Source organism: Kineococcus sp. GCM10028916 (genome assembly GCF_042674865.1).
Classification (GTDB): Bacteria; Actinomycetota; Actinomycetes; order Actinomycetales; family Kineococcaceae; genus Kineococcus.
Window position 1 is genome coordinate 73,610 of the sequence record NZ_JBHTFM010000013.1, and the last position, 22,007, is coordinate 95,616.

20 protein-coding genes are annotated in these 22,007 nt (G+C 73.3%); 5 read left to right on the forward strand and 15 right to left on the reverse strand.

The window, feature by feature from the left end; translation table 11 throughout:
• Window positions 1-39: 39 nt before the first annotated feature.
• On the forward strand, window positions 40-1,485 hold the full coding sequence (locus ACFQ46_RS11775; RefSeq protein ID WP_380259676.1) for a DHA2 family efflux MFS transporter permease subunit: 1,446 nt from the start codon (window positions 40-42) through the stop codon (window positions 1,483-1,485).
• On the opposite strand, the gene ACFQ46_RS11780 is transcribed toward ACFQ46_RS11775, so the two are convergent.
• From ACFQ46_RS11780 to ACFQ46_RS11810, 7 genes are all read right to left on the reverse strand, one after another.
• Complete coding sequence (locus ACFQ46_RS11780) at window positions 1,482-1,991, reverse strand: DUF3592 domain-containing protein (protein ID WP_328292026.1); 510 nt, start codon at window positions 1,989-1,991, stop codon at window positions 1,482-1,484. The genes ACFQ46_RS11775 and ACFQ46_RS11780 overlap by 4 nt on opposite strands.
• 21 nt (window positions 1,992-2,012) lie before the next feature.
• Window positions 2,013-2,516, reverse strand: coding sequence for a 30S ribosome-binding factor RbfA (rbfA, locus tag ACFQ46_RS11785; protein WP_380259677.1), 504 nt, complete (start codon window positions 2,514-2,516; stop codon window positions 2,013-2,015).
• 25 nt (window positions 2,517-2,541) lie between these two features.
• On the reverse strand, window positions 2,542-2,835 hold the full coding sequence (locus ACFQ46_RS11790; protein WP_328292028.1) for a DUF503 domain-containing protein: 294 nt from the start codon (window positions 2,833-2,835) through the stop codon (window positions 2,542-2,544).
• A gap of 75 nt (window positions 2,836-2,910) precedes the next feature.
• Window positions 2,911-6,066, reverse strand: coding sequence for a translation initiation factor IF-2 (gene infB / locus ACFQ46_RS11795; protein ID WP_380259678.1), 3,156 nt, complete (start codon window positions 6,064-6,066; stop codon window positions 2,911-2,913).
• Between the two features lie 92 nt (window positions 6,067-6,158).
• Window positions 6,159-6,458: a YlxR family protein gene (locus ACFQ46_RS11800; RefSeq protein WP_380259679.1), complete on the reverse strand. Its 300-nt coding sequence runs from the start codon at window positions 6,456-6,458 to the stop codon at window positions 6,159-6,161.
• A gap of 101 nt (window positions 6,459-6,559) precedes the next feature.
• Window positions 6,560-7,582: a transcription termination factor NusA gene (gene nusA, locus ACFQ46_RS11805; RefSeq protein ID WP_380259680.1), complete on the reverse strand. Its 1,023-nt coding sequence runs from the start codon at window positions 7,580-7,582 to the stop codon at window positions 6,560-6,562.
• The gene (locus tag ACFQ46_RS11810; RefSeq protein ID WP_380259681.1) at window positions 7,579-8,214 is read right to left on the reverse strand and encodes a ribosome maturation factor RimP; all 636 of its coding nucleotides are present in this window, start codon (window positions 8,212-8,214) and stop codon (window positions 7,579-7,581) included. The genes nusA and ACFQ46_RS11810 overlap by 4 nt, the downstream gene beginning before the upstream one ends.
• A 126-nt stretch (window positions 8,215-8,340) precedes the next feature.
• On the opposite strand from ACFQ46_RS11810, the gene ACFQ46_RS11815 reads away from it, so the two are divergent.
• Window positions 8,341-9,408 carry a ferritin-like domain-containing protein gene (locus ACFQ46_RS11815; RefSeq protein WP_380259682.1) on the forward strand — a complete coding sequence of 356 codons (1,068 nt, stop codon included), beginning with the start codon at window positions 8,341-8,343 and terminating at the stop codon, window positions 9,406-9,408.
• Window positions 9,409-9,446: 38 nt separating this feature from the next.
• Entirely contained in the window at window positions 9,447-10,322 is an 876-nt protein-coding gene (locus tag ACFQ46_RS11820; protein WP_380259683.1) for an endonuclease/exonuclease/phosphatase family protein, read from the forward strand.
• A gap of 2 nt (window positions 10,323-10,324) precedes the next feature.
• Here ACFQ46_RS11820 and ACFQ46_RS11825 read toward each other — a convergent pair whose 3' ends face one another.
• Genes ACFQ46_RS11825 through ACFQ46_RS11835 form a run of 3 tightly spaced genes read right to left on the reverse strand, consistent with a single transcriptional unit; the run spans window position 10,325 to window position 13,065 of the window.
• Window positions 10,325-10,984 carry an NUDIX domain-containing protein gene (locus tag ACFQ46_RS11825; protein ID WP_380259684.1) on the reverse strand — a complete coding sequence of 220 codons (660 nt, stop codon included), beginning with the start codon at window positions 10,982-10,984 and terminating at the stop codon, window positions 10,325-10,327.
• The gene (locus ACFQ46_RS11830; RefSeq protein ID WP_380259685.1) at window positions 10,965-11,726 is read right to left on the reverse strand and encodes a GntR family transcriptional regulator; all 762 of its coding nucleotides are present in this window, start codon (window positions 11,724-11,726) and stop codon (window positions 10,965-10,967) included. The genes ACFQ46_RS11825 and ACFQ46_RS11830 overlap by 20 nt, the downstream gene beginning before the upstream one ends.
• A gap of 4 nt (window positions 11,727-11,730) precedes the next feature.
• Complete coding sequence (locus ACFQ46_RS11835; RefSeq protein WP_380259829.1) at window positions 11,731-13,065, reverse strand: aspartate aminotransferase family protein; 1,335 nt, start codon at window positions 13,063-13,065, stop codon at window positions 11,731-11,733.
• A gap of 276 nt (window positions 13,066-13,341) precedes the next feature.
• Here ACFQ46_RS11835 and ACFQ46_RS11840 point away from each other — a divergent pair, with 276 nt between their 5' ends.
• On the forward strand, window positions 13,342-14,406 hold the full coding sequence (locus tag ACFQ46_RS11840; protein WP_380259686.1) for a phosphotransferase enzyme family protein: 1,065 nt from the start codon (window positions 13,342-13,344) through the stop codon (window positions 14,404-14,406).
• 35 nt (window positions 14,407-14,441) lie between these two features.
• Window positions 14,442-15,248: a tryptophan-rich sensory protein gene (locus ACFQ46_RS11845; RefSeq protein WP_380259687.1), complete on the forward strand. Its 807-nt coding sequence runs from the start codon at window positions 14,442-14,444 to the stop codon at window positions 15,246-15,248.
• 48 nt (window positions 15,249-15,296) lie between these two features.
• Here the strand turns inward: ACFQ46_RS11845 and ACFQ46_RS11850 are convergent, their stop codons facing one another.
• The 5 genes from ACFQ46_RS11850 to dxr all read right to left on the reverse strand — a co-directional run bounded on the left by ACFQ46_RS11850 (window position 15,297) and on the right by dxr (window position 21,957).
• Window positions 15,297-17,057, reverse strand: coding sequence for a proline--tRNA ligase (locus ACFQ46_RS11850; RefSeq protein WP_380259688.1), 1,761 nt, complete (start codon window positions 17,055-17,057; stop codon window positions 15,297-15,299).
• Between the two features lie 216 nt (window positions 17,058-17,273).
• Window positions 17,274-18,164, reverse strand: coding sequence for a GNAT family N-acetyltransferase (locus tag ACFQ46_RS11855; RefSeq protein WP_380259689.1), 891 nt, complete (start codon window positions 18,162-18,164; stop codon window positions 17,274-17,276).
• 45 nt (window positions 18,165-18,209) lie between these two features.
• A complete protein-coding gene (gene ispG, locus ACFQ46_RS11860; protein WP_380259690.1) occupies window positions 18,210-19,370 on the reverse strand; it encodes a flavodoxin-dependent (E)-4-hydroxy-3-methylbut-2-enyl-diphosphate synthase in 1,161 nt (386 codons plus the stop codon).
• A 74-nt stretch (window positions 19,371-19,444) separates the two neighbouring features.
• Window positions 19,445-20,767, reverse strand: a complete 1,323-nt coding sequence (locus ACFQ46_RS11865) for a M50 family metallopeptidase (protein WP_380259691.1) — start codon at window positions 20,765-20,767, stop codon at window positions 19,445-19,447.
• Window positions 20,764-21,957 carry a 1-deoxy-D-xylulose-5-phosphate reductoisomerase gene (gene dxr / locus ACFQ46_RS11870; RefSeq protein ID WP_380259692.1) on the reverse strand — a complete coding sequence of 398 codons (1,194 nt, stop codon included), beginning with the start codon at window positions 21,955-21,957 and terminating at the stop codon, window positions 20,764-20,766. Before dxr ends, ACFQ46_RS11865 begins: the two co-directional genes overlap by 4 nt.
• Window positions 21,958-22,007 lie beyond the last annotated feature (50 nt).

Sequence of the window (22,007 nt, forward strand, 5' to 3'; positions counted from 1 at the left end):
CGTCTAGTAATCATCCGATGCCTTCTCCGGAGGTCCCCCGTGTCCACCCACACCGCACCCCGCCGGGTGCACCCGGCGCTGGCGATCGTCGCCGCGTCGCTGCCCGTGTTCATGGCCACCCTCGACAACCTCGTGGTGACCGGCGCCCTGCCCGTCCTGCACCGCGACCTCGGCGCCTCCCTGGGCCAGCTGCAGTGGGTGGTGAACGCCTTCACCCTCACCTTCGCCGCACTGATGCTCGGCGCCGCCACCGCCGGGGACCGCTGGGGCCGGCGCCGGGTCTTCCTCCTCGGGCTGGTCGTCTTCACCCTCGGCTCGATCGCCGCGGCGCTCTCCGGGTCTCCCGAGACCCTCATCGCCGCCCGCGCGGTGCAGGGGGTCGGAGCGGCCGCCATCACCCCGCTGTCCCTGGCCCTGGTCGCCGCCGCCGTCCCGCCGGAACGCCGCGCCGCGGCCATCGGCATCTGGGGCGGGGTCACCGGTCTCGGCGTCGCGCTCGGGCCGGTCATCGGCGGGGCCGTCATCGACGGCCTCAGCTGGCAGTGGATCTTCTGGGTCAACGTCCCCGTCGCCGTGATCGCCCTGCCGCTCATCCTCTGGGCCCTGCCCGAGTCCCGTGGTCGTCGCGTCCCCGTCGACGTGGCCGGCACCGTCCTCGGCGCCGCAGCCGTCGTCGGGATCGTCTGGGCCGTCGTGCACGCCGACGCCGACGGCTGGGGATCCACCGCGGTCCTGCTGCCACTGGCCCTCGGCGTCCTGGCGCTGCTCGCCTTCCTGGTGCGCCAGCGCACCGCGCGCTTCCCGCTGCTGCCCCTGCGGCTGTTCCGCTCCCGCAGCTTCACCGCGGCCAACGGCCTGATGTTCCTCTTCCAGCTCGGCGCGATGGGGTCGGTCTTCCTGCTGACCCAGGAGCTGCAGATCGCCATGGGCTACACACCGCTGCAGGCCGGGATCCGCACGCTGCCCTGGACCGCGCTGCCGATGCTCGTCGCGCCGGTCGCGGGGATCCTCGCCGGCCGGATCGGACCGCGGCCGCTGCTGGTGGGCGGGCTCGTCCTCACCACCGCCGGCCTCGGCTGGATCGCGGCGCACATCACCCCCGACACCGTCTACCTCGACCTCGTGCCCGGCCTCGTGCTCGCCGGGTTCGGGACGGCGCTGGTCTTCGCGCCCTCCGCGACGGCCGTCCTGCACGGTCTCGACGGCGCCGACCACGCGACGGCCAGCTCCGCCAACACGACACTGCGCGAGATCGGTCTCGCCCTCGGTGTCGCCGTGCTCACCCTGGTCTTCCAGGACGCCGGCGGATCGCTCACGCCCACGGGTTTCGTCGCGGGTGCCCCGACGGCCGTCTGGGCGGGTGCGGGGGCCGTCGCGCTGGCCGCGGTCGTCGCGCTCTTCGTCCCCGGACGGGCGGGGTTCGTCTCGGCCCCGCGGGGAGAGGTGCAGGTCGCGCCGGTCGCCGTCGCCGGGCGGTACAGCTAGAAGACGGAGCGCACCACGTTCGCCATCACCGCGACGAGCACCAGGAACGCGATCCCGAAGACGGCGAGGAACACCCCGCTCGTCCCGCCCCCGAAGACGCTGCCGCCCTCGGCCCGCACGTGGGCGCGGTCGGGGGCGGCAGGGTCGTAGAGGACCTCGGCGGGGCGGCCGGTGACGAAGGACCGGTTCCAGCGCTGGTCCCCCACCACGACGACCTCCCGGCCGTCGGCCTCGAAGCGCACAACCGGGGCGAAGGTCATCCGGTGCTCGTGGTGGCTGTGGACCTGGTTGTCGATGACGACGCCGGTGGCCTTGCGGCCCTCCGTCCTCAGCCGGGTCGCGTCCGCCGAGCGCCGGCGGGCGCGGACGGTCATCACGATCCCGCCCACGACGACCGCGACCCCGACCAGGGCGATGACCGCCAGGCCGACGCCGAAGAACGTCGGGAACGCGCCGAAGAACCCGTCGGAGGTCTGGTCGAGGTCGGGGAACGACGGCTGGTCCATCACCTCAGCGTGCCACGCACGTCAGGCTCGCGGGTCGGCTTCCGCGACGTCGTCGTCCTCGGTCTCGTCGTCGGTCTCGTCGTCGTCGTCCCACTCGTCGTCGACGGCGACGGGCTTCTTGTACGGGTCGGCCTCACCGGCGGGCTGGGCGCTCGCGGCCAGGGCGGCGACACGGGCGTCCTGCTCGGCCGCGACCTTCAGCAGGTCCTGGATCTGCGTCGCCGTCTCCGGGATCTCGTCCAAGGTGAAGGTGAGCGTCGGGGTCAGCCGGATGCCGGTGCGCTTGCCGACCTCGGAGCGCAGCACGCCCTTGGCCGACTCCAGCGCCAGCGCGGTGCCCTGCTTCTCCTCGTCGCTGCCGAAGACGGTGTAGAACAGCGTCGCGTGCTGCAGGTCGTTGGTGACGCGGGCGTCGGTGATGGTGAGGAACCCCAGACGAGGGTCCTTCACGCGCTTCTCGAGCGCGTCCGCCACGATGACCTTGATGCGGTCGGCGAGCTTGCGGGCGCGGGTGGGGTCCGCCACGGGGAACTCCTGAACGTTCGGGGTGTCAGTCGTCCGACGACAGGAACTGCCGGCGGGCGGAGAGGATCTGGAACTCGGGGTGGGCGGCGATCAGCCGTTCGCACCGGTCGAGGACGTCGGTGCAGTGGGCGGCGTCCGGCGCCACCACGGCGAGCGCGACCTCGGCCCGACGGTGCAGGTCGAGGTGCCCGGTCTCCGCGGCCGCGACCTCGAAGGAGCGGCGCAGTTCGGCCACCAGCGGGCGCACGATGCTGCGCTTGCCCTTGAGGGAGTGGACGTCGCCCAGCAGCAGGTCGACGGTGAGCGTTGCAGTGAACATGACTCTCTGGGGGTGACAGCCGGGGCGGAACCCGAAGGGGTTCCGCCCCGGCCACCGGGTAGAGCGCGTGGCCGATCAGCCGCGCGGCTTCTCCTGCATCTCGTACGTCTCGATGACGTCGTCGATCTGGAGGTCGTTGTACGAGCCCAGGCCGATACCGCACTCGTAGCCCTCGCGGACCTCGGTGGCGTCGTCCTTGAACCGTCGCAGCGACTCGATCGTCAGGTTGTCCCCGTGCACGACCCCCTTGCGCAGGACACGCGCCTTGGAGTTGCGTCGGATCAGACCCGAGCGGACCAACGTACCCGCGATGTTGCCGAACTTGGACGAGCGGAAGATCTCGCGGATCTCCGCCGTACCGAGCTGGACCTCTTCGTACTCGGGCTTGAGCAGACCCTTCAAGGACGCCTCGACGTCCTCGATGGCCGCGTAGATCACCGAGTAGAAGCGGATGTCGACGCCCTCGCGGTCGGCGTACTCCTTGGTCTGCTGCTCCGGCCGCACGTTGAAGCCGATGATGATCGCGTTCGAGGCGACGGCGAGGTTGACGTTGTTCTTCGTCACCGCACCGACACCACGGTCGATCACCCGCAGTTCGACCTCTTCGCCGACGTCGATCTTGTACAGCGCGTCCTCGAGGGCTTCGACCGAACCCGCACCGTCACCCTTGAGGATGAGGTTGAGGCTCTCGACCTTGCCCCGCTGCAGCGCGGCGGTGAAGTCCTCCAGCGAGATGCGCTTGCGCGCCTTCGCCAGAGCCGCGTTGCGCTCCTGCGCCTCGCGCTTCTCCGCGATCTGACGGGCCGTGCGGTCGTCCGGAGCCACCAGGAAGGTGTCGCCGGCGCCGGGGACCGAGGTCAGGCCGAGCACCTGGACCGGACGCGACGGGGTCGCCTCCGACACGGCGTCGCCGTTCTCGTCGAGCATCGCGCGGACTCGGCCGTAGCCGGTCCCCGCGACGATCGCGTCACCGACGTGCAGCGTCCCGGACTGGACCAGGACGGTGGCGACGGGGCCGCGGCCCTTGTCGAGGTTGCCCTCGATCGCCACACCGCGAGCGTCCTTCTCGGCGTTCGCCCGCAGGTCCAGCGAGGCGTCGGCGGTGAGCAGGACGGCCTCGAGGAGGCTGTCCAGACCCATGCCCTGCTTCGCGGACACGTTGACGAACATCGTGTCGCCGCCGTACTCCTCGGCCACCAGGTTGTACTCGGTCAGCTGCTGACGGACCTTGTCCGGGTTCGCGCCGTCCTTGTCGACCTTGTTGACCGCGACGACGATCGGGACGTCGGCCGCCTGGGCGTGGTTGAGCGCCTCGATGGTCTGGGGCATCACACCGTCGTCGGCCGCCACCACGAGGATCGCGATGTCGGTGACCTTGGCACCACGGGCACGCATGGCCGTGAAGGCCTCGTGACCCGGGGTGTCGATGAAGGTGATCGGACGTTCGATCCCCTCGTGCTCCTTGACGACCTGGTAGGCGCCGATGTGCTGGGTGATGCCACCGGCCTCCTTCGCCACGACGTCGGAGGAGCGGATGGCGTCGAGCAGCTTCGTCTTGCCGTGGTCGACGTGACCCATGACGGTGACGACCGGCGGACGCGCCGACAGGTCGTCGTCACCCTCGGCCTCGAGTTCGGCGTCGAGGTCGATGGAGAAGCCCGCGAGCAGCTCGCGCTCCTCGTCCTCGGGGGAGACGACCTCGACGACGTAGCCGAGCTCGTTGCCGAGCAGCTGGAACGTGTCCTCGTCCAGGGAGGCGGTCGCGGTGACCATCTCGCCCAGGTGGAAGAGGATCGTCACCAGCGCCGCGGGGTCGGCGTCGATGCGCTCGGCGAAGTCGCTGACCGAGGCGCCGCGACGGATGCGCAGGACCGTGGTCCCGTCACCGTGACGGACGGACACACCGCCGACGGCGGGCGCCTGCATCGCTTCGTACTCCTGGCGCTTCGCCCGCTTGGACTTGCGCCCACGGACGGGACGACCACCGGCGCGACCGAACGCACCCTGGGTGCCGCCGCGGTTGCCGCGAGGACCACCACTGCCACCACCGGGACGACCGGCGAAACCGCCGCCACCGGCACCGGGACCGCCGGGACGACCGGCGAAACCGCCGCCGCCCGCACCACCACGAGCGCCACCGGGGCCGCCGCGACCGGGCGCACCCGGACGACCGGCACCCGCACCCGGACGGCCGACCGTCGGGCGCGCCGGCATCATGCCGGGGTTGGGACGGGGACCACCGGGACGGGGGCCACCGGGACCGGCCGGGCTGGGACGGGGCCCACCCTGGGGACGGGGCATGCCCTGGTTGGACGCGAACGGGTTGTTGCCCGGACGCGGCGCACCGCCGGGACCGCCCTGGCCACCGGGACCGCCCTGACTGCGGGGCATGCCCTGGCTGGGCGCGAAGGGGTTGTTGCCCGGACGCGGTGCACCCGCGCCGGGACGCGGAGCGCCACCGGGCGCGCCCGGACGACCGGGACGGTCACCCTGGGGACGGTCGCCCTGCTGGCGGTCACCCTGCGGACGCTCACCCTGCGGGCGGTCGCTGCGGGGACGGTCGCCCTGCGGACGCTCACCACGCTCGGGTCGGTCGCCCTGCGGACGGTCGCTGCGCTCGGGACGGTCGCCCGGACCCGGACGACGCGCACCGGGGCCACCCGCGCCGGGAGCACCCGGACGCGCGCCGGGGCCACCGGGACCCGCGGGACGGGCACCCGGACGGGGACCCTGACCGGGACCACCCGCGGCCGGCGGGGTCGAGGGACGACCGGCCGGGGCGGGACGCTGCGGAGCCGGAGCGGACGGACGCTGCGCGGCGGCAGCGGCGGGACGCTCGGCGGGAACGGCGGGCGGCGCCTGGAACGCCGGCTGCGGGATCGAGGGAGCGGGGCTCGCCTCGGTGCTTGGTGCCGGAGCAGCCGGGCTGGGCGTCGGCGCGACCTCGGCGGCCGGAGCCGGCTGCGAGGGAGCCGGCGCCTGGGGACGCGCGGCGGGACCCGGACGGGCGCCCGGGGGCATGCGCGGACCCGGCTTCACCGCCGGGGCCGGACGAGCGGCGGCAGCGCCACCCTCGGTGGGGAACTTGTCCTTCAACCGCCGGATGACCGGCGGCTCGACGGTCGAGCTCGCAGAACGCACGAACTCGCCCATCTCCTTGAGCGTGGCCAGAACGACCTTGCTCTCGACTCCGAACTCCTTGGCGAGCTCGTAGACCCGGACCTTTGCCACTTCACTCCTGTTCTTGGTCCGGGCTCGTCTCTACCGGGCGCGGACCGTCATCAGTCGGGGGGATTCATCGGTGGAGACTCATCGGGTGCTCATCAGCTGTTCGACCCGCTCTCATCGGTGGTGGTGGAGACGACGGCTCCGTGCGAGCACGAGTCCAGGTAGGACCGTACGCCAGAGACCTCGAGGGGAGCCGGACGGCGCAGCGCACGGGGCAGGGCCCGTCGCTTCTCCGCCTGCTCCAGGCACGCGCTGCTCAGGTGCAACCACGCGCCCCGGCCCGGGAGCCGGCGCCGCACGTCGACGAGGAGGTTCCCCACCTCGTCCGGTGCCACGACGACCCTCAGCAGCGTCGACCGGGAGTCCCGTTGACGGCACCCCACGCAGGTACGCACCGGGCCTGGAGCCTCGGGCGTCGCGGAGCGCCGGCCAACACCCGAAACGGGACGACCGGTCGTAGGCAGTGTAACGATGGCGCCAGTGTAGCCCTTCCTGCTCAGGCCTCGTCCGCGGACGGGGCCTTCGCGGACGGCTCGGTGTCGGCGACCGTGTCGGGGCGGATGTCGATGCGCCAGCCGGTCAGCTTCGCGGCGAGACGGGCGTTCTGGCCCTCCTTGCCGATCGCGAGCGACAGCTGGTAGTCGGGGACGATCACCCGGGCGGAGCGGGCCGCGAGGTCGACCACCTCGACGGAGCTCACCCGGGCCGGCGAGAGCGCGTTGCCGACGAACTCCGCCGGATCGTCGGAGTGGTCGACGATGTCGACCTTCTCGCCGTGCAGTTCCGCCATCACGGCGCGCACGCGCTGACCCATCGGGCCGATGCAGGCACCCTTGGCGTTGATCCCCGACCGCATGGCGCGGACGGCCATCTTTGAGCGGTGACCGGCCTCGCGCGAGAGCGCGGTGATCTGCACGGTGCCGTCGGCGATCTCGGGGACCTCGAGGGCGAACAACTTGCGGACCAGCATCGGGTGGGACCGGCTGAGCACGACCTGCGGCCCCTTGGGCCCCTTCTTCACGCTGACCACGAAGCAGCGGATGCGGCTGCCGTGCTCGTACTTCTCACCGGGCACCTGCTCCTGCGGGGGCAGCACGCCCTCGAGGGTGCCGAGGTCGACCTGGACGACCCGCGGGTCGCGACCCTGCTGGATCACCCCGGAGACGATCTCGCCCTCGGTGTCGGCGTACTCGCCGAGCACCGCGTCGTCCTCCGCGTCGCGCAGGCGCTGCAGGATCACCTGACGGGCGGTCGTCGCGGCGATCCGGCCGAAGCCCGAGGGGGTGTCGTCGAACTCACCCGTGACCAGGCCCTCGTCGTCGCGGTCCTTGGCCAGGACGCGGACCTCACCGCTGGCGCGGTCGAGCTCGACGCGGGCGTCGGGGTGGGCCTTGTGGTCCTCGTGCTCGGTCCGGTGGTAGGCCACGAGCAGGGCCTGCTCGATCGCCCGCACGAGGGTCTCGAACGGGATCTCCCTCTCCCGCTCCAGCATCCGCAGCGCGGCCATGTCGATGTTCACTGCTCGTCCTCGGTTCCCTCGTCGTCAAAGTCGTCCGCGTCGTCCGCGTCGTCGTCCTCGTCCTCGTCCGGCTGGTCGGGGTCGGCCACCAGGTCCTCGACGTCCTCGTCGTGGCGGCGGAACTCGACCTGCACCTCACCGCGCACCAGCTCGGCCCAGGTGAGGTGGCGCAGGGCCCCCACGTCCTTGGCCCGCGGCGGCTTGCCCTTCACCATCTGGGGTTCCCCGACGGTGTGCACCCCGGCCTCGTCGACCGAGTCGACCCGCACCATCAGCGTGGACCCGTCCGCGAGCACCGCGAGGACCAGGCGGCCCCGGGCGCGCGACCAGTGCCGCGGCGTCGTCAGCGGCCGGTCGACCCCGGGCGAGGAGACCTCGAGCGTGTAGGGCACCTCGCCCAGCACGTCGGAGTCGTCGAGGGCCTGCGAGACGGCGGTGGAGGCGGCGGCGACGGCGTCCATGTCCAGGTCGCCGGGTTCGTCACCGGCGCGGTCCACGACCACCCGCACCACCTGGCGGCGGCCCGCGGTCGTGACGCTCACCTCGTCGAGGGCCAGTTCGGCACCGATCTCGGTCCCGGTGGCGAACACCGGGGTCAGCACCGCGGTCACGGCCTCGTCGAGCGTCGGCACGACCGCTCCCTCCCCTGCTCTCGAGTTGTCCTGGCGTGCCGACCCACCGGGCCGGGCACGACGGGTCAGCCTAGCCGCTGCGGGGGCCGTCCCGGACCGGTCGCGGACGGTGGGACGATCGCGGGCGTGCTCGTCCCACCCCGCCACCCCGTGCAGCCCCTGACCCGCCGAACGGCGTTGCGCGGGGCCGTGTCCGGGCTCGGTGCGGGCCTGGCCGTCCTGGGCCTCGGCGGCTGCGACGTCCGCTGGGTCAGCGGCGCGGAGACCACCCCGACGGCGCAGCGGGGCCCCGACGACGACGCCCGGGACGCGGCGGTCGCGGACACCCGCGACCTGCTCGGACTGCTGCTGCCCACCGCCCGGGCCGCCGAACCCCTGGGCAGCGTGGCGACCCTCGCGGTGCAGGCCTGCGAGGCCCACCTGCGGGCGCTGGGCGAGGAGCAGTTCGGCGTGACCAGCTCGGGCGGGACGGCGGCGGTGGACGCCGCCGCGGTCCTGGACCGCCTCGCGGTGACCACCGCCTCCGCCCTGACCGCCGCGAGCCGCACCGACCGCGCACCGAGCGCCGGGATGGCGCGGCTGCTCGCCGCGGTCGGCGCCTCCCGCGCCGTCCTCCTCGACGACGTCAGCGCCGCGACCGGGGTGGCCGCCCCCGCGGTGGCGCTGCCGGCCGCCGCCCCGGCGCCCGCCACGCCGACCCCCACCCCCTCCGAACCCGAGGACCGGGCGGGGACCGCCGCGCTGCAGGCGGCCCTGGCCGGTGAGCACGCCGCGGTGTTCGGCTTCGCCCTCGTCGAGGGGCGACTCCCCGATCCCCGCCGCGCCGAGGCCGCGGCCGACCTCGCCGCCCACCGCGTCGCCCGCGACGACCTCGTCGACGTGCTCGTCTCCCGCGGTGGCGACCCGGCGCAGGCCGCGGTCGGCTACGACGCCGCCGTGCCCACGGCCGAGGCCGCGACCGCGCTGGCCGCCACGATGACCGAGCGGCTGACCGGCGCCTACGCCGACGTCGTCGCGACGAGCGCCCCCGACCGGCCCCTCGCGGTCTCGGCCCTGGTGCGCAACGCCCGGGCGGCCCGGCGCTGGGGGTCGACGGTGACGAGCTTCCCCGGGATGGCCGAGCTCGCCGAGGACGGGACCAGCGTCCCGAGGGCCACCAGCAGCGCCACCGCGACCGCGACGAGCACCCCCTGAGGCGCCGGGGCGAGCGGGTTGGAAGACTGCACGACGAGATGAGCACGCCACCGGAGCACCCCGCCACGGCCCTGCGGGTCATGACCTGGAACGTCTGGTGGCGTTTCGGGGACTGGCGCACCCGCCGGGAATCGATCCTCGCCGTGCTCGAGCAGGAGCGCCCCGACGTCCTGGGCCTGCAGGAGGTCTGGGCCGACGCCGACGAGAACCTCGCGCACTGGCTCGGGGAACGCCTCGGGATGCACGTCGCGTGGTCGCCCTCCCCCGCCCCCGAGCGCTGGCGGCGCCGGCTGGTCTGGAACGGCGAGGACCCCGAGCGCGCCGACACCTTCCAGTTCGGCAACGCCGTGCTCAGCCGCTACCCGTTCCTGGCCGAGGACGTCGCGGAACTGCCCGCCGGCGGTCACGAGGACGAGGGCCGCACCGCGCTGCGGGTGCTCGTCGACACCCCGCGGCGGCCGTTGCCCTTCACCACGACCCACCTGAACTCCTCCCCCGCCGAGTCCGCGGTCCGCCTCGCCCAGGTCGGCGTGCTCGTGCCGTTCGTGGCGGACGGGTTCCGGCGCGGCGAGCACTACCCCCCGGTGCTGACCGGCGACTTCAACGCCGTCGCGGAGTCCGACGAACTCCGGCTCGCCGCGGGCTACCTCACGGCGGGACCCGTCCCGGGGTTCGTGCTCGTCGACGCGTGGCGGTTCGCCGAGGCCGGTGACCCGGGGTTCACCTGGGACCGGCGCAACCCCTTCGTCGCCCGCGTGCACCAGCCCAGCGCGCGCATCGACCACGTCCTCGTCGGGCTGTCCCCGTTCACCGGTGAGGGGTCGGTCCGCACCGTGCGACTGGTGGCCACCGAACCCGTCGACGGCGTCTGGGCCAGCGACCACGCCGCCGTGGTCGTCGACCTGGAACCCTGACCTCAGCGGGCGAACGGCCCGCTCAGGACGGCCCACTGCAGCAGCAGGACGGTCTTGGCGTCGACGATGCCGGTGCCGATCCGCGACACCGCGTCGTCGACGTCGAGTTCCAGCACCTCGATGTCCTCGCCCTCGTGGCGGACCCCGGTGCGCGAGCCCGCCACCACGTCGCCGTGGGCGTAGGGCGCGGCGAAGAAGTGCAGGCGTTCGGTCACGGAGCCGGGACTGGTCCACAGGTCGAAGAGGTGGGTGACCTCCCCGACGGGGTGGCCGAGTTCCTCCTCGGTCTCGCGCCGGACCGCCGTCTCCGCGTCCTCGGCGTCCAGCAGGCCCGCGGCGGTCTCGACGAGCATCCCGTCGGGGTGGCCGTTGACGTAGGCGGGGAGGCGGAACTGCCGCGTCAGCAGGATCGTCCGGGCCGCCACGTCGTAGAGCAGGATCGTGGCTCCGTCGCCGCGGTCGTAGGTCTCGCGCTCCTCCGTCGACCACGACCCGTCGGAGTGCTGGACGTCGAACGTCGTCGTCCGGGTCACGAACCAGTTCGAGGTGAGCACGCGCACGTCGCGGATCCGCACCCGCGGGTTGCCCGTGAGGTCGCGGCCCACCTGGTCGAGACCGGTACGGCCGCGGCGGTCGGGTACGTCAACGCCCGGTCGAGTCACCCCTGGATCGTCGCACGGTCCGCTTCCAGTTGGTCCCGAGCTCCCGCAGGTGCACGCGGGTGCGGTCGGCCCGGAAGAAGTCGTGGGCGTACTCGACGGGTGAACCGTCGACCTGGTGGGCCACCCGCCGGATCTCCAGCAACGGCGACCCGGGCGGGACCTCGAGGAGCCCGGCCCGTTCCCCGTCGGCCGGGACGGCCTCGACCGTCTCGTCGGCGTGGTCGAGTTCCAGGCCGTACTCGCCGGTCAGCACCGCGTACAGCGAACCGGTGAGGTCGTGGTGCAGCAGTCCCGGGTAGCGACGCGACGGCAGCACCGAGGTGTCCAGCGACCACGGCACACCCTCGACCAGGCGGAGCCGCACGACGCAGACGACGGGTTCGTCGGGGGCGAGCCGCAGGTTGCGGACCTCGTCGGGCCAGGCGAGGCCCAGGGTCGCGCCGAGCACCCGCGTCGCCACCTGCAGACCCTGACGGCGGACCATCTCGGGAACCCCGAGCGTGGTGTTGAGGTGCCGTTCCAGCCGGCCGTCGTGGGCGAAGACGCCACCGTGGCGGCCCAGGGACCGCCGGAGCACCCCCTCGTCCTCGAGACGTTCCAGCGCCTGCCTCAGGACGGTCCGGCCGACGCCGAGACGTTCGGCCAGAGCGCGTTCGCTGCCGAGGGACTCCCCGGGGTGGAACCGTTCCTCGCGCAGCAGCCGCCGCAGCGCCACGCAGGCCCGGTCCGCCGGAGTGTCCACACGGTCAGCGTCCCAGAGCCGTGAGCGAGGCGTCGAGGGCGCCCACCAGCCAGTCGGTGTCCGCGGCCTGGAAGGCCAGTGGCGGGCGGAGCTTCAAGACGTTGCCGTGCGGCCCGGCCACGGAGGTGAGGACCCCGCGGTCGCGCAGTTCCTCGAGCACCGCGAGCGCGAGGTCGCGGTCGGGTTCGCGCGTCGCCGGGTCGGTGACGAGTTCCAGCCCGGTGAACAACCCGGCGCCGCGCACGTCACCCACGGCGTCGTGCCGCTCCTTGAGCCCGTCGAGTTCCGAGCGCATCGCACTGCCCACCGCCCGGGCGTGCGCCTGCAGTCCCTCGGCCCGCACCGTCGTCAGGACGGCCTGCGCGGCGGCCATCGAGACCGGGTTCCCCCCGAAGGTGTTGAAGTAGGGGATCCGGTCGCTGAACGCGGCGAGCACCTCGTCGCGCGCGACCATCCCCGACACCGGGATGCCGTTGCCCATGGGTTTCCCGAGGGTCACCAGGTCGGGGACGATCCCGTGCCGGGCGAAACCCCAGAACTCCTCCCCGGTGCGGGCGAAACCCGGCTGCACCTCGTCGGCGATGAACACCCCACCGGCGGCACGGACGACGTCGACGGCCTCGGCGAGGTAGCCGGCCGGTGCCGGCAGCACGCCGTCGGAGGAGAAGACCGAGTCGGCGATGAAGGCGGCGAGCTTCGTCCCGCGCGCCTCGAGGTCGCCGATCGCGGCGCGCACCCGGTCCGCGAACCAGGCCCCGATCCGGGCGGGGTCGATGCCGGTGCGGTAGACGTCCGGGGCGGGGACGAGACGGGCGGTGGGGGCGATCGGCTGCCCCGAACCCAGCGCCGGTGAGACTCCCGAGGTGAGTTCACTGGTGCCGTGGTACGCCTCGGTGGTGGCGATGAAACCCTCGCCACCGCTCCAGGCCTTCGCGACCCGCAGCGCGAGGTCGTTGGCCTCCGAGCCGGTGCACATGTACATCGCCTTCCACTCCCCCGTCGGCAGGGCGGGGAACGTGGTGAGCAGGTCGTCGGTGTAGTCGAGGATCCCCTCGTGCAGGTAGCGGGTGTGGGTGTTGAGCAGTTGCATCTGCCGGGTCACGGCCTCGACGACCGCGGGGTGGCAGTGCCCGAGGCTCGCGACGTTGTTGTACATGTCCAGGTACTTCGTGCCGTCGGCGTCGAACAGGTACTGCCCCTCGCCCCGGACCAGGTGCACCGGACGGCGGTAGAACAACCGGTAGGAGCCGCCGAGCACCGCGGACCGGCGTTCGGTGAGGGCCCGCGTCGCCGGGTCCAGGCCGTCCGCGTGCTCGGGCCGGAAGCTGTTCGTGTCCATGATCGTCGAGCGGGTCACCGGGTCACCTCTGGTTCGGCTGGTCCTGTCCTGCGTCTGTTCCGCACCGCGTCGGCGCCCAAGCCCTCACGACGGAACTGCTCGACGTCGATCCTGGCGCGACGCGTCGGCCCGCACAGCCCATCCGTGTTTCGTCCAGGTCAACTCCTCGGGTCCCGTGTGAACGGTTTGTTGCGCAGGACACGGGGGTTCCCGGCGCGGACCGGCCGTGCCACACTCGTCGCGGCGCCCAGCCCTCCTCGCAGCCCGAGGAGAACCGTGACCACCACGCCCGACGCCCCACCGTTCGCCGCGTTCGCCGCGTTGCGCCGCGGCGATCCCGCCCCGGACTGGATCGCCGGCTCGGTGCGCACCGCCTGGGACCTGCCCACGAGCAGTTCCCTCACCCTCATCGCGGTGTCCGAGAACGCGACGTTCCGGATCGACGTCGACGGCCTCCCGACCGCGGTCCTGCGGGTCCACCGGCCCGGTTACGTCGCCGACCCGACGCAGATCGCCGCGGAACTCACCTGGGTCAGGGCCATCGCCGCGGAGACCTCCGTCCGGGTCCCCGACGTCCTGCCCCTCGCGGACGGTTCCCTCGTCCACGAGGTCCTCGACGGCGCGGGCGCCCGCTGGTTCGCCGTGGCGTTCGCGTTCGTCCGGGGCGAGATCCTCGAGGACACCCTCGCCGGTGCGGGTCTGGAGGACGCCACCCTGCGCCGCACCTACGCCGAGATCGGCGCCACCACGGCCGCCCTGCACGACCACGTCGCCGGGTGGACGCCCCCCGCCGGGTTCAGCCGGTTCGGGTGGGGCCTCGACGATGCGCTGGGGGCGGGGAGCCGCTGGGGCGACTGGCGCGGCGCGGCGTTGTCCTCGGAGCAGCTCGCCGTCTGCGAACGGGCCGAGACCGCCGCGCGGGAGGTCCTCGCCGGGGTCGCGGAGTCACCCGCGTCGAGCGGGCTCGTGCACGCTGACCTGCGGCCCTCGAACATCATGGTCGACAGCACGGGCCGGTTGACCGTCATCGACTTCGACGACTGCGGGACGTCGCGGTTGCTGTGGGACTTCGCCGCGGCGCTGAGCTTCATCGAGCACGAACCGTTCGCCCCCACCATCGCCGCGGCCTGGCTGGAGGGGTACCGCTCCGTGCGCGCGGTCTCCGAGGATGACCTGGCCGTCGCGACGGCGCTGTCGACGGTGCGCCGGTTGCAGATGCTCGGCTGGACCACGACCCACCGCGAGGACGCCTTGCCGCCGGCGGTCTGGGCCGCGCAGGTGCCGGGGACCGCGGAGGTCGCGCAGCGCTACCTGGACCGCCCGGACTGGCTGCTGCACTGACGTGCGCAGCGCCCGTCCAGCCGCGAGGATCGGGCGTGACCAGCGACGCGGTGTCCAGCAGCGGTTCCTCCGACACCCTGCGTCAGGTGGCGGTCGTCACCAGCGCCGTGCTCGGCATCGCCGGGGCGACGGTGGGGTCGGGGGCCTTCGGGGGCACGCCGATCGCTTCGGCCGCAGGCGGTGCGCTCTCCGCCGACGCGACCCTCGTGGCCCCGGCCGGCCCGGCGTTCGCGATCTGGAGCGTCGTCTACACGGGGCTGGTGGGGCTGACGGTGTGGCAGGCGCTGCCCGCGCACCGCGACGACGCCCGACAGCGCTCCACGGGGTGGCTCACCGCCGCCTCGCTGGTGCTCAACGCGGTCTGGGTCGGGACGGTGCAGGCCGGGCAGGTCGAACTCTCCGTGCTGGTCATCGTCGTGCTGCTGGTGGTCCTGGTGGCGACCTTCGGTCGGCTGCTGCGGGAGCGGCCGGCGTCGCGCGTCGAGGCCGTGCTGGTCGACGGGACGACGGGGTTGTACCTGGGCTGGGTGTCGATCGCGACCGTCGCGAACGTGGCCGCGGTCCTGCGCGACCAGGGCCTCACGTCGGCGGAACCGGCCTGGGCGGTCGGGGTGCTGACGGTGGCGGCCGGGGTGGGGGTCCTCACCGCTGTCCGCGGCCGCGGACGCCTCGCCTTCGGGGCGGGCCTGACGTGGGGACTGGGCTGGGTCGCGGCGGCCCGCGGAGGCGCCGAAGCGAACACGTCGACGACGGTGGCCGTCGCGGCCGGAGCGGCGGCCGTCGTCGTCGTCGCGGGGGCGACGGTGCTGGCGCGCCGGCGGGGACGCACGCTCCGCGGCTGACCGTCCCCCCGCGCCGCTCCCGTCGAGCGGGAGCGGCGGGGACGAGGCTCAGCTCCTGACGGTCCGCACCACGGTCGCGACGGCGTCCGCGAGGGCGATCTGCTCGGAGTCGCCGCTGCGGCGGTCCTTGAGCTCGACCTGCCCCTCGGCGAGGCCCTTGCCGACGACGAGGATGGTCGGGACCCCGACGAGCTCGGCGTCCTTGAACTTCACGCCGGGCGAGACCTTGGGACGGTCGTCGTAGAGGACGTCGACGCCCTGCGCCTCGAGCTCCCCGGCGAGGCGCTCCGCGGTCGCGAAGATCTCCGGGTCCTTGCCGGTCGCGACCACGTGGACGTCGTAGGGCGCGAGGGCCCGCGGCCAGACGAGGCCCTTGTCGTCGTGGTTGCCCTCGGCGACGCACGCCATGGCGCGGGTGACACCGACGCCGTAGGACCCCATGGTGACGACGACCTGCTTGCCGTTCTCGTCGAGCACCTTCAGGTCCAGGGCCTGCGCGAAGCGGCGACCCAGGGCGAAGATGTGCGCGATCTCGATGCCGCGGGCCAGTTCCAGCGGCCCGGAACCGTCGGGGGCGGGGTCGCCCGCCTTGACCTCGGCGGCCTCGACGACGCCGTCGGGGGTGAAGTCGCGGCCCGCGACGAGGTCGAAGACGTGCTTGCCGTCGACGTCGGCCCCGGTGATCCAGGCGGACCCGTCGACGACGCGGGGGTCGAGGAGGTAGCGGATCCCGCTGGCGTTCTCGGCACCGAGGACACCGGGCCCGATGTAGCCCTTGACCAGCGCGGGGTTCTTCGCGAAGTCGGCCGCCTCGAAGGCCTCGACCTCGGCGGGCGACACGGCCGCCTCGAGGCGCTTGGTGTCGACCTCGCGGTCACCGGGGACGCCGACGGCCAGCGGTTCCCGGGTGCCGTCGGGGTGCTTGAGCACGACGATGACGTTCTTCAGCGTGTCCGCCGCCGTCCAGGGCCGGTCGGCGCGGGGGTGCTTCTCGTTGGCGACGGCGACGAGGGTGTCGATCGTCGGGGTGTCGGGGGTGTCCTCGACGTGGCTGGCGGGCAGACCGTCGAAGGGGACGGCGGGCGGCGCGAGCGTGGTCACGGCCTCGGCGTTCGCGGCGTAGCCGCCGGGCGAGCGGACGAAGGTGTCCTCACCGATGGGCGTGGGGTGCAGGAACTCCTCGCTGCGCGAACCGCCCATGGCCCCCGACACCGCCGAGACGATGACGAACTCCAGCCCGAGGCGGGCGAAGATCTTGATGTAGGCCTCGCGGTGCTGTTCGTAGGACCTCTCGAGCCCGGCGTCGTCGACGTCGAAGCTGTAGGAGTCCTTCATGACGAACTCGCGGCCGCGGATGATGCCCGCGCGGGGACGTGCCTCGTCGCGGTACTTCGTCTGGATCTGGTAGATCGAGAGCGGCAGGTCCTTGTACGAGGAGTACAGGTCCTTGACCAGGAGCGTGAACATCTCCTCGTGCGTGGGCGCGAGCAGGTAGTCGGCGCCCTTGCGGTCCTTCAGCTTGAAGATGCCGTCGCCGTAGTCCGTCCAGCGGTTCGTCGCCTCGTAGGGCTCACGCGGCAGCAGCGCGGGGAAGTGGACCTCCTGCGCGCCGGAGGCGTTCATCTCCTCGCGGACGACGTCCTCGATCTTGCGCAGGACCCGCAGCCCCAGCGGCAGCCAGGTGTAGATGCCCGGCGCGGCCCGCCGGATGTAGCCCGCCCGCACCAGCAGCCTGTGGCTGGCCACCTCGGCCTCGACGGGGTCCTCCCGCAGGGTCCGCAGGAACAGGGTCGACATCCGCATCAGCACGACCCCAGCGTATCGGCGCGGCTCCGCGGGCTTCACCACCGTCGTCGGCGTCCGGGCCGGTCCCCACGGCCTCACCCATCGGTGTCACCACGTGGAGTGAACCGTCGGTGCGACGATCCCGGCGCCAGGGCACCGATTTCGTCGCACCGACAGCTCTCCCCATCGACCGGTGATGCCCTCGACCTCGCCCACGAGAGCGTCGAGCCGCCGCACGGGTCAGAACAGGACGGTGGCGAACGAACCCACCTCGCGGAACCCGACGCGGCGGTAGGCGGCGAGCGCCTTGGCGTTGTAGTCGTTGACGTACAACGACACCGAGGTGACCCCGTCGGCGAAGGCGGCTTCGCAGACGGCGGCCATGCCGGGTTCGGAGAGCCCTTCGCCGCGACGGTGCGGGGGGACCCAGACCCCTTGCACCTGGACGACCCTCGGCGACACCGCGCCGAGTTCGGCCTTGAACACGACCTCGGGGCCGGAGCGGCCGACGTCGATGCGGACGAAGCTGCGCCCCGTGGAGACGAGTTCGGCGATGCGGGCCCGGTAGGCGCCGCCGCCGTCGGGCGGGGCGGGGGCGTACCCGATCTCCTCGGTGAACATCGCGACGCAGGCGGGGACGACGAGGTCGAGTTCGCGCAGCGTCGCCCTGCGCACGGCCGGGTCGGGCTCCACCAGGGGCGCGGAGTCGCAGACCATCAGCGGCTGGTTGGCGCGGACCTCGCGGACCCCGCGCCAGTGCGGTTCGAGGCGCTGCCACAGGGCCAGGACGGGTTCCGCCGGCCCGACGAGGGAGGAACAGCGTCGGCCCTCGGCGCGGGCGTGCGCGGCGAACGCGTCGAGGGCCGCGGGGGTCGCCTCGACCGGCACGAGGTTCGCCCCGGCCCAGCAGGCCGAGACGAGCCGCCCGTCCTCGAACCAGCCCCAGACCTGCCCGCCGAGGTCGCTGCCCGGACGGGCCACCAGCCCCAGCAGGCGGGCGGAAACGAAGAGGTTCGCGACGGGATCGCGCTCGCACAGCCGCAGCAGGGCCGGAGCGTCGGCCCCCCCGAGCACGCGCAGGGTCCCGGACGCCGAGGTGCCGCGCGCGGCGGCGGAGTTGGTCAGGGACACTCCCGCATCCTGCCCGCTCGAGCCCGGATGGTCGAGACGGGGGGCTCAGCTGACGGAGACGACCGGGGCCCCGGCGCTCGCGTCGTCCTCGGGCTCGCCCATCTCGGCGGCCAGTCGGTTGGCCTCCTCGATGAGGGTCGCGACGATGTCGTGCTCGGGGACGGTCTTGATGACCTCGCCCCGCACGAAGATCTGACCCTTGCCGTTGCCGCTGGCCACACCGAGGTCGGCCTCGCGGGCCTCCCCCGGGCCGTTGACGACGCAGCCCATGACCGCCACGCGCAGCGGGACGGTCATGCCCTCGAGGCCCTCGCTCACCGCGTCGGCCAGGGAGTACACGTCGACCTGGGCCCGCCCGCAGGAGGGGCAGGAGACGATCTCGAGCTTGCGGGGGCGCAGGTTCAGCGACTGCAGGATCTGGATCCCGACCTTGACCTCCTCGACCGGCGGGGCCGAGAGGGAGACGCGGATGGTGTCTCCGATGCCCCGGGACAGCAGCGCCCCGAAGGCGGTCGCGGACTTGATGGTGCCCTGGAAGGCGGGGCCGGCCTCGGTCACCCCGAGGTGCAGCGGCCAGTCGCCGCGCTCGGCGAGGAGTTCGTAGGCCCGGACCATGATGACCGGGTCGTTGTGCTTGACCGAGATCTTGAAGTCGTGGAAGTCGTGCTCCTCGAAGAGGGACGCCTCCCAGACGGCGGACTCGACGAGCGCCTCGGGCGTCGCCTTGCCGTACTTCGCGAGCAGGCGCGGGTCGAGGGACCCGGCGTTGACCCCGATGCGGATCGAGACGCCCGCGTCCTTGGCGGCCTTCGCGATGTCCTTGACCTGGTCGTCGAACTTGCGGATGTTGCCCGGGTTCACGCGCACCGCGCCGCAGCCGGCGTCGATGGCCGCGAAGACGTACTTCGGCTGGAAGTGGATGTCGGCGATGACCGGGATCTGCGACTTCTTCGCGATGATCGGCAACGCCTCGGCGTCCTCGTTGGTCGGGCAGGCGACCCGGACGATGTCGCAGCCGGACGCGGTCAGCTCGGCGATCTGCTGCAGCGTGGCGTTGATGTTCGTCGTCGGGGTGGTGGTCATCGACTGCACCGAGACGGGCGAGTCGCTGCCGACGCCCACCTTGCCCACCTGGATCTGGCGCGTCTTGCGACGGGGGGCCAGGACGGGGGGCGGGAGGGCGGGGAGACCGAGGCTGACGCTCACCCCGCCAGTATCAACCCGCACCGACGCGACCACGACCAGGGGTCACGGTCTTCACCCGGGGTTCACCGGTCCCGTCACTGGTTGAGGGTGACCGGGCGGACGATGTCGGCGTAGAGCAGCAGGACGCTCATCCCCACCAGGACGATCGACACCCCGTAGGCCAGCGGCATCGCCTTGGCGACGTCGACGGGGCCCGGGTCAGGACGGCGGCGCAGCCGGAAGATCGCCCTCTTCACGACCTCCCACAGCGCTCCCGCGATGTGCCCGCCGTCGAAGGGCAGCAGCGGGATCATGTTGAAGACGAAGAGCGCGACGTTCAGGCCCGCCAGCAGCGACACGATGCGCGAGGTCCGCTCGGCGAGCTCGTCCCCGGGGATGATCGCGGGCTGGGCGTTGAGCTCCCCCGCGAGGCGGCCGATGCCGACGACGCCGATGGGGCCGTTCGGGTCGCGCGGGGCGGAACCGAACGCGGCCTGGGCGACGTCGTAGAGCCGCTGCGGCAGGCGGACGACGATGGTGGCGACACCCTCGATCTGCGTGCCGACGACGCCGGGGACCTCGCTGAGCGGCGTCCGCACGACGGCGATGCTGGGTGAGACCCCGAGGAAGCCGACCCGCTCGGTCTCCCCCGTGGCCTTCCCGGTGGCGTTCGTCACGGCGCGTTCGGTGAGGACGGGCGTCGCCGTGATCGGGACCCGCTGCCCGTCGCGCAGCACGACGAGGTCCACGGCCCGGCCGCCGTCGGCGCGGATCTGCGCCGACAGCGCGTTCCAGTCCTGCACGGGCTTCCCGCCGAACTCGACGATCTCGTCCCCGGGCCGCAGACCGGCCACCGCACCGGGGGCGGCGGGGTCGGAGGCGCCGCACGTGGTCGCGGTGCTGCCCGCCGGCAGGACGCACTCGGAGACGGCGGACAGCGTCGGGACGTAGCCGGGCTGGCCGATGGCGCTGGCGGCGACGGCGGTGAGGACCAGCGCCAGGACGAGGTTGACGAAGGGGCCCCCGAACATGATGACGATCCGCTGCCACACGGGACGGCGGTAGAACGTCCGGTGCTCCTCGCCGGGTTCGATCTCGACGAAGCTCGCCTGCCGGGCCTCCTCGGCCATCAGCGCCCAGCGGCCCGTGGTCGAGGCGCGGACGCGACCGTCCTCGCCGGGCGGGAACATCCCGATCATCCGGATGTAGCCCCCGAGCGGGATGGCCTTGACGCCGTACTCGGTCTCCCCGCGCCGGCGGGAGAACAGGGTCGGGCCGAAACCCACCATGTACTGGACGACCTTGACCCCGAACTTCTTGGCGGGCAGCAGGTGTCCCACCTCGTGCAGGGCGATCGAGAGGGCGACGCCGATCGCGGCGGCCAGGATCCCCACGACCCACAGCAGCACCGTGGTCATGCGACGAGCTCGTTGGCGCGGGCCCGGGCCCAGTCCTCGGCGGCCAGCACGTCCTCGACGTCGCGCGGGTCACCGCCCGGGCGGTGCTCGCCGACGACGCGGGCGAGGGTGTCGACGATCCCCAGGAACGGCAGCCGGCCGGCGTGGAAGGCGGCGACGCACTCCTCGTTGGCGGCGTTGAACACCGCGGGGACGGTGGAGCCCCGCCGGCCCGCCTCGCGGGCCAGGTCGACGGCGGGGAACGCCTCCGCGTCGAGGGGTTCGAAGGTCCAGGACGCGGCCCGCGTCCAGTCGATGCCGGTGGTCGCCCCGGGGACGCGGTCGGGCCAGGCGATCCCCAGCGCGATGGGCAGGCGCATGTCCGGCGGGGAGCACTGCGCCAGCGTGGAGCCGTCGGTGAACTCGACCATGGAGTGCACGACGGACTGCGGGTGCACGACGACGTCGATCCGGTCGTAGCCGATCCCGAACAGCAGCGAGGCCTCGATGACCTCGAGCCCCTTGTTGACCAGGGTCGCGGAGTTCGTGGTGACGACCGGTCCCATCGTCCACGTGGGGTGGGCCAGCGCCTGCTGCGGGGTGACCTCGGTGAGCTCCTCGCGCCGGCGGCCCCGGAAGGGGCCGCCGCTGGCCGTCACGACCAGGCGGGCGACCTCGTCGGCGCTCCCGCCGCGCAGGGCCTGGGCCAGGGCGGAGTGCTCGGAGTCGACGGGGACGATCTGGCCGGGCTTCGCGGCGGCGGTGACCAGCGGCCCCCCGGCGACGAGCGACTCCTTGTTGGCGAGCGCGAGCGTGCGCCCGGTCGCCAGCGCGGCCAGCGTCGGGCGCAGGCCCACCGAGCCGGTCATGCCGTTGAGGACGACGTCGCAGGGGCGGGTCGCGACCTCGCTCGCGGCCTCCGGGCCGGCGACGACGCGGGGCAGCGGCCGCCCGGCCGCCTGCACGCGCAACGCCTCCTGCAGGGCCGGCAGCGCCTCGCTGCGAGCCACCCCGACGAGGTCGACGCCGTGGTCGAGGGCCTGGCGGGCCAGCAGCTGCACGTCGGCACCGCCGGCGGCCAGCGCGACGACGCGGAAGGCTCCCGGGGCGGCCGCGACGACGTCGAGGGCCTGGGTGCCGATGGAGCCGGTGCTGCCGAGGAGCACCACCTCGCGGGGGGTTCCGCCGGGCGTCTCAGGGGTCGGGCTCACCCACCCATCATGACCGGTCGGGAGCCTCCGCCACGCCCCGTGACCGGCGC